Origin of the sequence: Maribacter sp., assembly GCF_016744255.1 — a bacterium.
Taxonomy (GTDB): domain Bacteria; phylum Bacteroidota; class Bacteroidia; order Flavobacteriales; family Flavobacteriaceae; genus Maribacter_B.
This window is the reverse complement of sequence record NZ_JADGES010000087.1, coordinates 1-14,555: the sequence shown is the minus strand read 5'-3', so window position 1 is coordinate 14,555 and position 14,555 is coordinate 1. Positions and strand designations below refer to the sequence as shown.

Here is a 14,555-nt window from a genome sequence, read left to right as displayed (position 1 = left end):
GTATAGCCAATATATGTTATCCAAGTACCCCAAAAATCATGATTCACAGAAAGTACGGTTCCCTTTTCATCTGGATCAAAACTTGCTTGAAAAAAGCGATAGCCTTCATGGTCTAAAACATGGTTCATAAATATTTTATAATCAAAAGGACGTTCATCCTCAATAGTAACTTTACTCATAAAAGATGCATAGCCTTTCTCGGTACCCGGGTATTTTTCGGCTATAAAATCATTGAGTTTAATACTAAACGGTAACTCATATACCTTAGACCCATAAGCAAGAGCAAAGTCTAATCCTCCTACTTTAATTTTCTCTGTAAAGTTAGAAGAACCTTTTCCTCCTAATATTTTCTTTTCTACAGATTCACCATTACTTTCTATTTTAACCACTAAAGCATCTTGACTCCCTTCTGTAACTTCTGCCTCCGGAAGTTTCACAACACCATAGGAACCTTGAATTAACGGATCTGGCACAACAAATTGCATTCCTGCTGTATTATATAAAGAACGTAATTGAAAATTTTGCAAACTATCTTTTACTACAGTTCCTTTAAACTGGTCTGCCATACGCATAAAATCTCCCTCAAAAGGCGATTTTATAGTGTATTCTCCGTCTTTAGCAAAAATATTAATAGCGCCTTCCGTGCTCTTGTTTAAAGCAAACAAAACATTATGAATACTGACCACTTTACCACTTTCTAAATAATGGTCATGTCTTTGTCCGTTACCAGCTTCTACTATTTTTAAAAAATGCTTCCCAGATGTATTTGGCACCAATCCAAGTTTAGCTCCTTTTATAAAATCTACATAAGATATAGTAAAATTTTGCCCATTATAATCGGAATGCCAAGGTAAGTTTGCTTTTAGAGCCTCTGGAGTCACAATTAAATCGTCCTCCATAACTTTTCTCTTAGGTTCTCCGTTTATTTCTCCATCTACAAAAGCTGTTAAATAGGTTTTATCCGAATAAAAAACCTTTTCAGAATTACCTTCTCTAATTGGCATCATCCCTTCAAAACTAATATACCTAGTAACAAAGGCTCCTGCAATAATTAAAATCCAAGAAAGATGTAATACCAATACGGGCCATTTTTCTTTTCTTAAAAGTTTATATCTAAAAATATTACCAGCAAAATTGATAACAAAAAACACCATTATGGCCTCGAACCAACTAGTATTATATATCCAAATTCTTGCAGTTTCGGTACTATACCAGCTCTCAATAAATGTTCCAAAAGCCATAGCAGTTGCAAATAGAACAAATAGAATAGCCATTAAACGAGTAGAAAAAAAGAAATTCTTAAGAATATTGGTCATTTTAGAAGGTGTTACTTTTCAGCTCGTAAAAATACAGCCTTTTTATGAGTATTATTTACATTACAAATGTTAAAATAAACTCCCTATCTAAGTCTCTTAAAAAATGAAATTAATATGAGTAGAAAGAAGCATCTTTTAAAAACAGTAAATAAGTAAACTTAATAAAAACAGCTTCGTGAATTCTGAAGCACTTATTACTTCTTGTTTTCTTCACCAAAACTAAATATATCCTTAATTTAGCTGTATGATTAGTGTAGTTATTATTGGTAGCGGAAATATTGCTCAACATTTGTTTTCTGTTTTTAGCAAACAATCGCTCGTAAAAGTAAAACAAGTAGTAAGTCGTAATTCCAAAGCACTTTCGTTTTTTAATTCTAAAACAAGAATAACTACTGATTTTACTAATATCGAGGAAGCAGACGTTTATATAATTGCTGTAAATGATGATGCAATAGCCACTGTTTCTCAATATCTTAAAAATAAAAAAGGAATCGTAACCCATACCTCAGGAAGTGTTGCTATGCAAAGCATAAAAAATAACGGTAATCGTGGTGTTTTTTATCCTTTGCAAACCTTTACCAAAGGGCAAGAAATAAGTTTTAAAGAGATTCCTATTTGTATAGAAGCAGAAAAAGAGGATAGTAAAAGGGTATTAAAAGAGCTTGCGTCTTTAATATCTAATAGCGTTTACAATGTTTCTTCTAGCGAACGAAAGGCATTGCATTTGGCTGCTGTTTTTGTAAATAATTTTACCAATCACCTGTATAGTATTGGTGCAGAAATTTGCAGAGAGGCTAATTTATCTTTTGACTTATTAAAGCCACTAATTACAGAAACGGCCAATAAAGCGGCTCTAATTGACCCTAAAAATGCACAAACGGGGCCAGCAAAAAGAAAAGATTATAAAACTATGGATGCGCATTTAGAATTACTTAAAAATGAAAAAAACAAAGATATATACGCACTTCTAAGCGATGCAATAAAAAATAAATATGGAAAAGAGTTATAAAGAATATTTAGCAAATATTACCACATTTGTGTTCGATGTGGATGGTGTGTTTACGGACGGAAATGTGCTTGTTGATGCGGAAGGCGAGCTTTTAAGGACTATGAATGTTAAAGATGGGTATGCTCTTAAAACTGCTATACAAAAAGGATATAATGTATGTATAATTACAGGAGGCACCAACGCAGGGGTAAAAGTAAGATTACAAGGTTTAGGTGTTACGGATATTTATATGGGTGCACACCTAAAAATTAAACCATTAAAAGAATATTTAGAAACAAATAATATTGCCCCAGAAAATGTACTGTATATGGGCGATGATTTACCAGATATTCCCCCAATGCAGGCTGTAGGTTTACCTACTTGCCCACAAGATGCAGTGAAAGAAGTAAAAGCTGTTGCTAAATACATATCCCATAAAAATGGAGGTAATACTTGTGTTCGAGATGTTATAGAACAAGTATTAAAAGTTCGTGGAGATTGGTTAGATAATTACAGTGCATCAAACGACTAAAATGTTAGTAGACAAAATAGAAGGTTTTAAAGTTATTCTTGCTTCGGGTTCTCCTAGAAGACAACAGTTTTTTAAAGAATTAAATATCCCTTTTGAAATTCGTCTAAAAGATGTCGATGAAATTTACCCAGATACACTTCAAGGGGCTGAAATATCGGACTATTTAGCCATTTTAAAAGCATCTCCTCAAAAAGAAGAGATAGTAGAAAAGGAAATATTGATAACCTCGGATACCGTAGTGTGGCACAATAAGGAATCTTTAGCTAAAGCTGCAAATGCGAATGAAGCTTATGAAATGTTACGAAAATTATCCGGAGAATGGCACCAAGTTATAACATCGGTCTGTTTTACTACTTCAGAAAAGCAAATCGTAGTAAACCATACCACCAAAGTAAAGTTTAAAGAACTTAACGATAAAGAAATTTGGTATTACATAGAGAACTTTAAACCCTTTGACAAAGCAGGCGCATATGGCATTCAAGAATGGATAGGCCTAATTGCCATTGAAGAAATTCAAGGCTCCTATACTAATGTTGTTGGGCTACCTACGCAATTGGTTTACGATACTTTAATGAATATTACAAAGGAATAAAGTGTTGACAGATTATCACCAAGGCTCTAATTTGTTTCAACCTAAAAATAAAAAAAAATATTTAACCTAAAGTTAAAACGGCTCATTATACTATTATTTTTTTTTTGTAATTTTAATAAAGAACATGAAGCATCTAAAAGCAAAAAAAAATATTTTAAAAAACTTATTCCGTATATGTTTATTACTGTTATTATTTTCTTGTGGAAATAATAACAAAGATAGAGTACAGAATAAAGTAACTCCATCTAAAACAAAAGAGAAAACTGTACCAAAAAGAAAAATATCCCCTGAATTTAAAAAATACTGGTACTCAGGTACTGCAGAAATATCCTCCTACCAACTTAGCCAGGCTCGTTATGGAGAAATGCGAGAAGGAAAAGCAGTTCTTGTATATGTTACCGAGCCTTTTCTTGCGGATAAACAAGTAAAAGCGGACCAAAATAACCCAAGTAATATTCCTGTATTAAAATTAAATACAACCAAAAAATACCATACAGGTGTGTACCCTTACTCTATTATGACCAGTAGCTTTTATAGTGTTCATGACAATCAGCATGCTACAAAAGTTTCTTTTTCAGCACAAGAATGGTGCGGGCACGTTTATGCACAAATAAATAATAAAGAAGATTATAAAGTAACCTCTCACTCTTACTTTGAAAGTGAAGGTAATCAAGATTTTTCATTGTCAAAGGATATTTTAGAAAATGAAATTTGGAATAAGATAAGAATTAACCCTTCTGATCTTCCCATTGGAAATTTAAGCGTAATACCTTCTTTAGAATATGTTCGGTTATCTCATAAAGAGCTAAAAACTTATAAAGCTATCGCGACGATAGAAACTAAAGGTGATTTTGATTACTATACTCTCTCTTACCCACAATTAGAAAGAACGGTAACTGTACAATATGCTAACAGCTTCCCATATACAATCGAAGGTTGGAAAGAAACATTTCTCGGTGGATTCGGTAAAAACAAAAAGCAATTAACCTCCTCTGCAAAAAGAATAAAAACGATTACATCTCCGTATTGGAGCAAAAACGCAAATAAACATTTGTACTTAAGAGATAGCTTAGGACTATAGCTATTTAATAGTGTAGCCAGAAACTATTAGATATAATAAAAAATGAAAGAATACATAACAAATCATCAATTTCAATTATCTGCTACGGTAATAACAATAGCTGCATTCTTAATTGTAAAATTTATTATCACCAAACTTATTAGAAAAATAGGCCGTAAAAGCAATATTGTTGAGGCACGTTCTAGGCTAGTAAACAAATATATTAGCATAATAATGTATTTCTTAGTAGTAGGCATATTAACCTTTATTTGGGGTGTAAACTTAAGGGAAGTAGCAGTGTTATTTTCTTCCATTTTCGCAATTTTAGGCATTTCATTATTTGCACAATGGTCTATACTTAGTAATGTTACGGCTGGAGTTATCTTATTTTTCGCCTATCCATTTAAGATTGGAGACAGAGTAAGAATATTGGATAAAGATTTGGATAGCGATGGTCCTTATTTAATAGAAGACATAAAAGCCTATCATGTTAGTTTAAGAAAAAAAAGTGGGGAATTGTTAGTATACCCTAATAGCTTAATGATGCAAAAGGCCGTATCCTTATTAAAAGAGAAAAAGAAAAAAGAATAATTCCCTATACTGTTAAAGAATTTCTAAAATAAAACTAAAGGGCCTTAATCTTTATATCTTTGGTAGTAAACTAAACTTAAAATATGCTCCAACGATTGGTATCTTGCATTGTTGCAATTCTAGTAACAACCTCTATTTTTTCACAAGCACCAAAAAAACATACACCATCAGAAATCTACCATGCCATACAAAAGCTTAATTTCTTAGGTACGGCCTTATATATTGCTGCGCACCCTGATGATGAAAATACTAGGCTTATTTCTTACTTATCGAATGAGGTAAAAGCAAGAACCGGTTATTTATCTTTAACAAGAGGAGATGGCGGGCAAAATATTATTGGTCCAGAATTAAGAGAATTATTGGGAGTATTAAGAACGCAAGAATTATTAAAAGCTCGGAGTATAGACGGTGGCGAGCAATTTTTTAGTAGAGCGAATGATTTTGGATATTCTAAACACCCAGATGAAACCTTAAAAATATGGAATAAAAAGGAAATTCTAGGAGACGTTGTTCGTACCATTAGAACCTTTAAACCAGATATTATTATAAATAGATTTGACCATCGTAGCCCAGGAAGCACACACGGTCATCATACTTCCTCTGCAATGCTAAGTGTAGAAGCTTTTGAGTTGGCTAACAACCAAGACTCTTATTCTAAGCAATTAGAGACAACTGAAGTATGGAAACCACAACGCCTATTTTTTAATACATCCTGGTGGTTTTATGGTAGCCAAGAAAAATTTGAAAAAGCAGATAAATCTAAAATGCTAAATGTTGATATTGGAGTATACTATCCAATGTTAGGAATTTCTAATAATGAAATAGCGGCAATAGCTAGTAGTCAGCATTTATGCCAAGGTTTTGGTCGCTTATCTCAAAGAGGTACAACCCAAGAATATGTAGAATTACTAAAAGGAGATTTACCAAAGAATAAAAATGACTTATTCGAAGGAATAAACACTACTTGGTCTAGAATAGAAGGAGGTAATGCCATTGGTGCAATTTTAACTAAAGTAGAAAAAGAGTTTAACTTTAAAAACCCTTCTATACATATCCCAGAATTAGTTAAGGCCTATGCTTTATTACAAAACAGTAAAGATGAACACTGGAAAACTCTAAAATCTTTAGAGCTAAGAAATATCATTAAAGATTTAGCCGGATTACATTTGGAGGCATTTGCAGCTGCTCCAGAGGCAAACCCTGGAGAAACAGTAGATGTTAGCATCGAAGTAATTAATAGAAGTAATTCTCCTATACTTTTAAAGAAAATTATTTTGCAAGAGAATGGAGAAAAGCACGAAAACATTACTTTAACAGAAAACCTAAGAATAGATTTAAAATCTAAATTATTAATACCAGAAAACACAAAATACACTAATCCTTATTGGCTAAATGAAAAAGGCACTCTTGGAATGTATACCGTAAAAAACAAAACCTTTTTAGGAATGCCAGAAACACCAAGAGCGTTTAAGGCAACTTATGTTTTAGATTTTAATGGTTCTGAAATAACTTTCACCAAACCTGTAGTGTTTAAACATGGAAAAAGAGACAAAGGAGAACTCTTTCAGCCTTTTGAAATAGTTCCAGAAGCTACTGCTAGTTTTAAAGACAAAGTACTAATTTTTGCAGATAATAAATCTAAAAAAGTCGGAATTACTATTAAAGCACACAAAAACAATATAAAGGGAGAAGTTCAATTATGCTTTGATAAAACATGGCAAGTAGAACAAGAAACAAAAGCCTTTAATATTGCTAAAAAAGGAGATGAGCAAATTATTTACTTTGAGTTAAGCCCACCAGAAAATGAAAATGAAAGTTTCATTTCTCCGATAATAAAGGTTAATGGTAAAGAAATTTCCAAAGAATTAGTAACTATTGCTTACGACCATATCCCAACTCAAACCATATTACTACCTTCTAAAGCTAAAGTGGTTCGTTTAAATATAAAAAAAGCAGGAGAAAATATTGGCTATATTATGGGAGCTGGTGATAAAGTTCCAACAAGTCTAGAACAAATAGGATATACGGTTCATACGATAGACCCTTCCTCTATTACAAAAGGATCTCTACAAAAGTATGATGCTGTTGTTCTTGGTATTCGTGCTTATAATGTGGTCGAAGAATTAAAATTTAAACAACCATTTTTACTAGATTATGTTAAAGAAGGTGGTAATTTAATAGTACAATATAATACGGCTGGTAGATGGGGTAAACAAATTGAAAATCTAGCACCTTACACATTGGAGATATCCAGAGACAGAGTTACAGATGAAAATTCGGAGGTAAAAATACTCGCAAAAAACCACTCTTTAATAAACTTCCCAAATACCATTACAGAGAAAGATTTTAATGGTTGGGTACAAGAAAGAGGCCTCTATTTTCCGAACAAATGGGATAGACAGTTCTCCCCTATTTTACAAATGAAAGACCAAGGTGAGTCTGCAAAAAAAGGAAGTCTATTAGTAGCTCCATACGGCAAAGGAAATTATATATATACTGGATTAAGTTTCTTTAGAGAATTACCTGCCGGAGTTCCTGGTGCTTACAAACTATTTTCTAATATGATTTCTATAGGAAAAGATAATGTTGAATCTAACATAAAAGTAAAAGGATGAAAAATGAAGTAAAACAATTTGCTTGGAAAAAGGAATATACTCTTGTACTTTTCCTTAACATTTGTTACGTTCTTATATTTTTCTATTTAATGATTAGTTTTTCGTAATATGGAAATAATAGATTGGGTAATATTATGCGGAACACTTGTGTTCATTGTAGTTTATGGTGTATGGAAAACAAAAGGAAGCACCAATGTAGATGATTATATTCGTGGAGGAAATGAAGCTAAATGGTCTACCATAGGGCTATCTGTAATGGCTACACAAGCTAGTGCAATTACATTTTTATCTACTCCAGGTCAGGCTTTTCATGATGGGATGGGGTTTGTCCAGTTTTACTTTGGTTTGCCCTTGGCTATGATTATCATTTGTATGGTTTTTATACCGTTATACCATAAAATGAAGGTCTATACGGCTTATGAGTTTTTAGAAAGTAGATTCGATTTAAAAACAAGAACTCTTGCTGCTATATTATTTTTAATTCAGCGTGGATTAGCGGCTGGAATAACCATATTCGCACCTTCCATTATTTTATCCGCAGTGCTTGGTTGGGATTTAAAAGTGCTAAATATAATTATAGGAACTTTAGTAATAATATATACTGTATCCGGAGGCACCAAAGCTGTAAGCGTCACCCAAAAACAGCAAATGTTTATTATTATGACAGGTATGTTTATTACCTTCTTCTTTATTCTGAGTTATTTGCCAGAGGATATTTCTTTTAGCAAAGCTTTAAAAATTGCGGGCGCTAGCGACAAGTTGAATATTCTCGATTTTAGTTTTAATACAAAAAGTAGATATACCTTTTGGAGTGGTATTACAGGAGGGCTTTTCCTTTTCCTTTCCTATTTTGGTACAGACCAGAGTCAAGTACAACGTTATCTATCGGGCAAGTCTATTCGCGAAAGTCAGTTGGGATTGGTTTTTAATGGAATATTTAAAATTCCTATGCAGTTCTTTATTCTTCTAATAGGAGTAATGGTTTTTGTTTTTTACCAATACAACCCTTCTCCTTTGAATTTTAACCCATCTGCAACAGAAACTGTTTTAAATTCGGAATTTAAAGAAGATTATTCTATACTTCAAAAAAATCAGGTAGAATTAGAAGAAGAGAAAAGGATAGCACAAAACAAGTTTTCAGCAGCATTAGACCTTAAAGAATATACGGCTGTAGAAGAAGCAAAACAACATATAAAACAAATAAACAGAAAGGATAGTCTAAATAGAGTAACGGCAAAAACGATAATAAAAAAGGCTAATAAAAATACAGAAACAAATGACAAAGATTATGTCTTTATTCATTTTATACTAAACAACCTACCTAAAGGCTTAATAGGTCTCTTATTAGCCGTTATTTTATCTGCAGCAATGTCATCCACAGCCTCAGAATTAAATGCTCTAGGTACCATTACAGCTTTAGATCTTTACAAACGAAACCAAACTACAGACAAAACTGAAAACCATTATGTTGCAGCATCTAAATGGTTTACGTTACTTTGGGGCGTTATTGCCATTCTTATTGCTTGTATTGCTAATCTGTTCGACAACTTAATACAGTTAGTCAACATAATCGGAAGTGTTTTTTATGGTAATGTTTTAGGTATTTTTCTACTAGCTTTCTTTTTTAAATATATAAAAGGAAACGCCGTCTTTTTCGCTGCTGTCCTAACACAATTAATCATATTTATTATATATTATTACAGCATACACATATACTCTTCTGGTGAAGAAAAATTGGGTTACCTATGGTTAAACTTCATTGGAGCTGCCTTGGTCATTTTTATTGCATTTATGTTTGAGATTTTTGGTAGATTATTAAAAAAACCACCCCTTAAGACATAATCTACTAATACTTTACCAACATTAGGTTTTTATTGTATTTTGTAGGTTTCCATAAAATTACATTTAAGATTAGGTGTAATACATATAAAATTTAGACATGAAATTATTAGATACTTCATTAAAATATCATGTTAAACAAAAAATATTAGTTGCTGTAGATTGCATAATTTTTGGGTTTGATTCTAAAAACTTAAAACTTCTCTTATTTAAAAGAAAAGTAGAACCCTTAAAAGGAAAGTGGTCTTTAGTAGGTGCTTTTGTAAAAAATGATTTATCGATAAAGAATGCAGCTAAACAAATTCTATTAGAATCTACAGGCCTTAAAGACATATATTTAGATGAGTTAAAAACATATGGCAATGTCGAGAGAGACCCAGGAGAAAGAGTTATCTCTATTGCTCATTATAGCCTTATTGGTATTAATGATTTTGATATTGAAAATGTAAAAGAGTTCGATGCAGCATGGTTTAATATTAATGACATACCCGATTTAATTCTAGATCACAAACAAATGGTGGATGATGCTATAGTGGAACTAGGCAATAAAGTAAGGTACCAGCCCATTGGGTTTAATCTACTACCCAAATACTTTACACTTCCCGAACTACAAACTTTGTATGAATGCATATACCAAAGAACATTAGATTCTAGAAATTTTAGAAAGAAAATATTATCCCTAAATATTTTAACAAAAACGGATAAGAAAGACCAATCGAACTCAAAAAAAGGAGCCTTTCTTTATTGTTTTAATAAGGAAATGTTTGATGAATTAATTGCTAAAGGGTATAATTTTGAAATTTAAAAAGGGGTTAAATCATTATTAAATGTAAAATTTACATTTATAAAATATAACGTATCTTGCAATAAATAATCATTGATTTTTTTTGTTATGATAAAAGATAGCGTAGTACAATTTTTCAAAGATAATTACTCTCCAAATCCAGTAATTGTACGATCTCCAGGAAGGGTAAATATAATAGGGGAACATACCGATTACAACTTAGGATTTGTTTTGCCTGCTTCTATAGAAAAAGCAATCTATTTTGCTTTACAATTAAATGGTACAAACACATTTAACATAGAAGCATTTTTAACTCTACCAGAAAAAATAAGCTTAGACGCAAAAGGAAATGGTCCAGAGTTTTCATGTTTTTGGGGAAAGTATTTTAAAGCTATCATAGAAATATTAAACGAGAAAAATTACCCATTAAAGGGTGTTGATTTTGTTTTTGGAGGCGACATTCCTATAGGCTCTGGACTTTCCTCTTCCGCTGCCTTATGCTGCGGTTTTACATATGCACTTTCTAAGATACTTCATTTAAATATAGATAGAACTGAGATTGCAAAAATTGGACAAGAAGCAGAACACAGAATAGGACTTAACTGTGGTTTAATGGATCAATATGCGGTTCTTTTTGGAAAAAAAGGAAACGCATTATTTTTAGACTGTAAAGATTTAAGTTACAAATATGTACCAATTAACCTTGTTGGTTACAGTTGGGTTCTTATAAACTCTAAGATTACCCACGAATTAGCTGTAGGAAACGAATACAACGAGCGTAGACAATCCTGTGAAGCGATAGTTGAAAAAGCAAAAGAAAACAACTCTAATGTAGCCTCTTTAAGAGATGTTTCTGAAGATGCAATCATGGCAATTAAAAATGACGTAGATACTACTGATTTTAAACGTGCTTTATATGTTATCCAAGAGAATGAACGTGTTTTAAAGATGATTAAAGCACTAGAGAATGGAGATGCCAAGGAAGTTGGAAATATATTATTGGCAGGTCATAAATCCATGTCTACAGATTTTGAAATTAGTACTTCAGAAATAGATTACCTGGTAAATGTAAGCCAAGAACAAGATGGTGTAGTAGGATCCAGAATGATGGGTGGTGGCTTTGGTGGTTGCACAATTAACCTAATAAAAGACAAAAACGTAGATAAAGCTGTTAAAAAAATATTAACAGCTTATAAAGAAGAAACAGGTATTACCCCAGAATGCTACCATTTACAAATAGACGATTCTGTACAAACACTAAACTCTTAAGTTACATGAACGATAATTTTAATGCAACACCACACAGACGTTATAATATTCTAACTGGAGAATGGGTATTAGTTTCTCCACATAGAAATAAAAGACCTTGGCAAGGAAAAAAGGAAGAAACTACAAAAGCAGAAGTAATTAGCCACGACCCTAGCTGTTATTTATGTGCTACAAATACAAGAATTAACGGAGAGGTAAATCCGGATTATAAAAATACATTCGTATTCTCTAATGATTTTGGAGCATTACTCCCGGATGGTATAAATTTTAAAGAGGACAACGGTCTTTTAAAAGCGGAAAGTGAAACAGGGATATGTAAGGTTATTTGTTTTTCTCCAAATCATTCTCTAACACTGCCAAAAATGGAAATTTCAGATATAGAAAAGGTAATTTCTACTTGGCAAAAAGAATACCAAGAGCTTGGAGCCAAACCAGAAATTAATCATGTGCAAATCTTTGAAAACAAAGGGGCTATTATGGGGTGCAGTAATCCGCATCCACATGGACAAATTTGGGCACAAAAATCTATACCAAATGAAGTTCTAAAAAAGACGGAGAAGCAAAAAGAATATTTCCAAAAACACAGAAAGAGTTTGTTAACTGCATATTTAGAACAAGAACTAAAGACAAAGGAACGTATTATTTCTGAGAATGATAGTTTTGTTAGTTTGGTACCTTTTTGGGCTGTTTGGCCTTATGAGGTTATGATTATTCCAAGAAAGCACAGGACGAGTATTAAAGAACTTAGCACAAAGGAAAGAACAGATTATGCAGAGCAATTAAAAGTTGTTACCCAGAAATACGACAAATTGTTTGACACTTCTTTCCCTTATTCTTCGGGAATTCATCAAGCACCTACCAACGGAAAATATCCAGAATGGCACTTTCATATGAGCTTCTACCCTCCTCTATTGCGCTCTGCAACAGTAAAGAAATTTATGGTTGGGTATGAAATGTTTGGGATGCCTCAAAGAGATATTACCGCAGAATTAGCAGCAAATAGTTTACGAGAACTATAATAGAACTTTTATACATTAGAAAATCCCAAAACCATATTTATGGTTTTGGGATTTTCTAATATATTTTCTAATGGCGGTTTACTCTACTTCAATACCCCACGCACTTAAAGAATCTTTATTCATTTTTACATAATCCGCATTACCTGCTTCTTTAGCACCAGCCAAAGACCTTTTAGCAGCAGCAATTGCATTTTTGTTATCTCCTAATTTTGCATAGATAAGAGACTGTTTTCTAGACATCCAATACGCTTTATCATTTAAAGAAACCGCTTTATTAATCCATTCTTGGGCTTTCTTTAAATCCTTATCTGCTTCTAAGTAATAAGATGCTGCAGCAAAATAATCGTTCGCAGACGGACCGTTCATTACTTTTTCTATGCTTTTAGATGCTTTTGCTTCCGTAGGAACAGAAAAAGGAACGTTTACCATTGTTTTATCCCATAAAAGCCCCAAAGATGCTCCATTATTACTTAAGTCATCAATAGTAGCTGTAAAACTTTCTACAGACATAGGCAATGAGTAAACTTCCACAGTAGCTTTCGCTGCAACTAAACTTTCATCCCATTTTTCTGGAGTACCCCAATTTTCTGTGTTAGCATAAAAGATAACTTCCCATGTTGTTTTTCCTGGTTTTGTAAAAACAGCATAAGAACCTGCCTTAAGTGTACTACCATTAATGGTAACAGCATCACTAAAAGAAATAATAGTGTTTTTGTTAGCTCCTGTTCTCCATAATATATCGAAAGGAACTAAGTTTCCAAATACTTCTCTACCTCGCATAGATGGTCTAGAATATTCTAAAGTAACATCTGTAAGTCCTACTTTTTGTTCTAATTTAGAGAACGGACTTGGTGCTGGTGTTGTAATCTGTGCATTCATTGTAAAGGATGCCACAACAACAAAAGCTAATAAAATTATTTTTTTCATTTGATCAATAGTTTTTTAGTTCTAGCAAAACTACACATTAAGCAGAGGCTCATTTGTTAATTAATCCTTAAATAACTAGAATTAGTAGCATTCCATAAGCACAAAAAAACTAGAATTCATTTTTGTTTAATTATTATCAACAACAATTAAACAAAATAAGTATATTTGAGATATGAAATTGTACCAATTACACGCAAAGCAAGTGCTACCAATATCGCAAAAAGAGGCTTGGAATTTTCTAGTCAATCCGGCTAACTTAAAAAAAATTACGCCAGACTATATGGGCTTTAACATTCTGACTAAACAAGATAGAAAAATGTACCCTGGACAGATTATCCATTACAAGGTAAATCCTTTGCCTGGAATAAAAACAAAATGGGTTACCGAAATAACACATGTTAAGGATGGCGAGTATTTTGTAGACGAACAAAGGTTTGGCCCTTATTCTTTATGGCATCATAAACACTTTATAAAATCTACGAATAAAGGTGTCATTATGGAGGATATAGTAGACTATAAAATACCTATGGGCTTCTTAGGCCAAATTGCTCATTACTTATTAGTCAAAAAAAAAATTACAAGAAATTTTCTCGTATAGAACTCTAAAGCTCGAAGAGTTGTTTGGAAAAGTAGAGAATCATATTCCAGAATTAAAATTCAAATCTATTTAGTATGAAAAAAAATATTCTTATCATAGGAGCTTCTAGTGGTATAGGAAACTCCATCGTAGAGAAAACAAAAAAAGATTATAATATATACGTGGCCAATAGAACATCCGCCAATTTAAACTTAAAGGAAGTTACCTATATTAGTTTCGATGCAACTAAAGATGTTTTAGACGATTTATTAATACCAGATATTATTCATGGGTTAATTTATTGTCCTGGTAGTATAAATCTAAAACCATTTAAAATGTTACAAATAGAAGCTATAAGGCAAGATATGGAAATTAATTTTTTTAGCATGGTCAATGTTATTAGTAGTATCATTCCTAAAATGACAGAAAAAGCAAGTATTCTTATG

13 protein-coding genes and 1 pseudogene are annotated in these 14,555 nt (G+C 32.3%); 12 read left to right on the top strand and 2 right to left on the bottom strand.

Going from position 1 to position 14,555, the window contains the following annotated elements; translation table 11 throughout:
- Positions 1-1,316: cytochrome c biogenesis protein ResB (locus QZZ51_RS13135; RefSeq protein WP_291870401.1), on the bottom strand; the 1,316-nt coding region annotated here is incomplete at its 3' end.
- Positions 1,317-1,560: 244 nt separating this feature from the next.
- On the opposite strand from QZZ51_RS13135, the gene QZZ51_RS13130 reads away from it, so the two are divergent.
- The 10 genes from QZZ51_RS13130 to QZZ51_RS13085 all read left to right on the top strand — a co-directional run bounded on the left by QZZ51_RS13130 (position 1,561) and on the right by QZZ51_RS13085 (position 12,605).
- Positions 1,561-2,325 (top strand): DUF2520 domain-containing protein, encoded by a 765-nt coding sequence (locus QZZ51_RS13130; RefSeq protein ID WP_291870399.1) that lies wholly within the window; start codon positions 1,561-1,563, stop codon positions 2,323-2,325.
- Complete coding sequence (locus QZZ51_RS13125) at positions 2,309-2,836, top strand: HAD-IIIA family hydrolase (RefSeq protein WP_291870397.1); 528 nt, start codon at positions 2,309-2,311, stop codon at positions 2,834-2,836. The genes QZZ51_RS13130 and QZZ51_RS13125 overlap by 17 nt, the downstream gene beginning before the upstream one ends.
- A gap of 1 nt (position 2,837) precedes the next feature.
- Entirely contained in the window at positions 2,838-3,428 is a 591-nt protein-coding gene (locus tag QZZ51_RS13120; RefSeq protein ID WP_291870395.1) for a Maf-like protein, read from the top strand.
- Between the two features lie 124 nt (positions 3,429-3,552).
- Complete coding sequence (locus tag QZZ51_RS13115) at positions 3,553-4,509, top strand: septum formation inhibitor Maf (RefSeq protein ID WP_291870393.1); 957 nt, start codon at positions 3,553-3,555, stop codon at positions 4,507-4,509.
- A gap of 42 nt (positions 4,510-4,551) precedes the next feature.
- A complete protein-coding gene (locus QZZ51_RS13110; RefSeq protein WP_291870391.1) occupies positions 4,552-5,079 on the top strand; it encodes a mechanosensitive ion channel family protein in 528 nt (175 codons plus the stop codon).
- An 83-nt stretch (positions 5,080-5,162) separates the two neighbouring features.
- On the top strand, positions 5,163-7,694 hold the full coding sequence (locus QZZ51_RS13105) for a PIG-L family deacetylase (protein WP_291870389.1): 2,532 nt from the start codon (positions 5,163-5,165) through the stop codon (positions 7,692-7,694).
- A gap of 108 nt (positions 7,695-7,802) precedes the next feature.
- Positions 7,803-9,536 carry a sodium:solute symporter gene (locus QZZ51_RS13100; protein ID WP_291870387.1) on the top strand — a complete coding sequence of 578 codons (1,734 nt, stop codon included), beginning with the start codon at positions 7,803-7,805 and terminating at the stop codon, positions 9,534-9,536.
- A 97-nt stretch (positions 9,537-9,633) separates the two neighbouring features.
- Entirely contained in the window at positions 9,634-10,338 is a 705-nt protein-coding gene (locus tag QZZ51_RS13095) for an NUDIX domain-containing protein (RefSeq protein WP_291870385.1), read from the top strand.
- An 87-nt stretch (positions 10,339-10,425) separates the two neighbouring features.
- Positions 10,426-11,586, top strand: coding sequence for a galactokinase (gene galK / locus QZZ51_RS13090; protein ID WP_291870383.1), 1,161 nt, complete (start codon positions 10,426-10,428; stop codon positions 11,584-11,586).
- A gap of 5 nt (positions 11,587-11,591) precedes the next feature.
- Positions 11,592-12,605, top strand: coding sequence for a UDP-glucose--hexose-1-phosphate uridylyltransferase (locus tag QZZ51_RS13085; RefSeq protein ID WP_291870381.1), 1,014 nt, complete (start codon positions 11,592-11,594; stop codon positions 12,603-12,605).
- Positions 12,606-12,683: 78 nt separating this feature from the next.
- On the opposite strand, the gene QZZ51_RS13080 is transcribed toward QZZ51_RS13085, so the two are convergent.
- Positions 12,684-13,532, bottom strand: coding sequence for a DUF2911 domain-containing protein (locus tag QZZ51_RS13080; protein WP_291870379.1), 849 nt, complete (start codon positions 13,530-13,532; stop codon positions 12,684-12,686).
- Positions 13,533-13,704: 172 nt separating this feature from the next.
- On the opposite strand from QZZ51_RS13080, the pseudogene QZZ51_RS13075 reads away from it, so the two are divergent.
- Positions 13,705-14,203: pseudogene (locus tag QZZ51_RS13075) on the top strand (SRPBCC family protein).
- A gap of 1 nt (position 14,204) precedes the next feature.
- Positions 14,205-14,555 (top strand): SDR family NAD(P)-dependent oxidoreductase (locus QZZ51_RS13070; protein ID WP_291870377.1); only part of this gene is annotated, 351 nt, incomplete at its 3' end.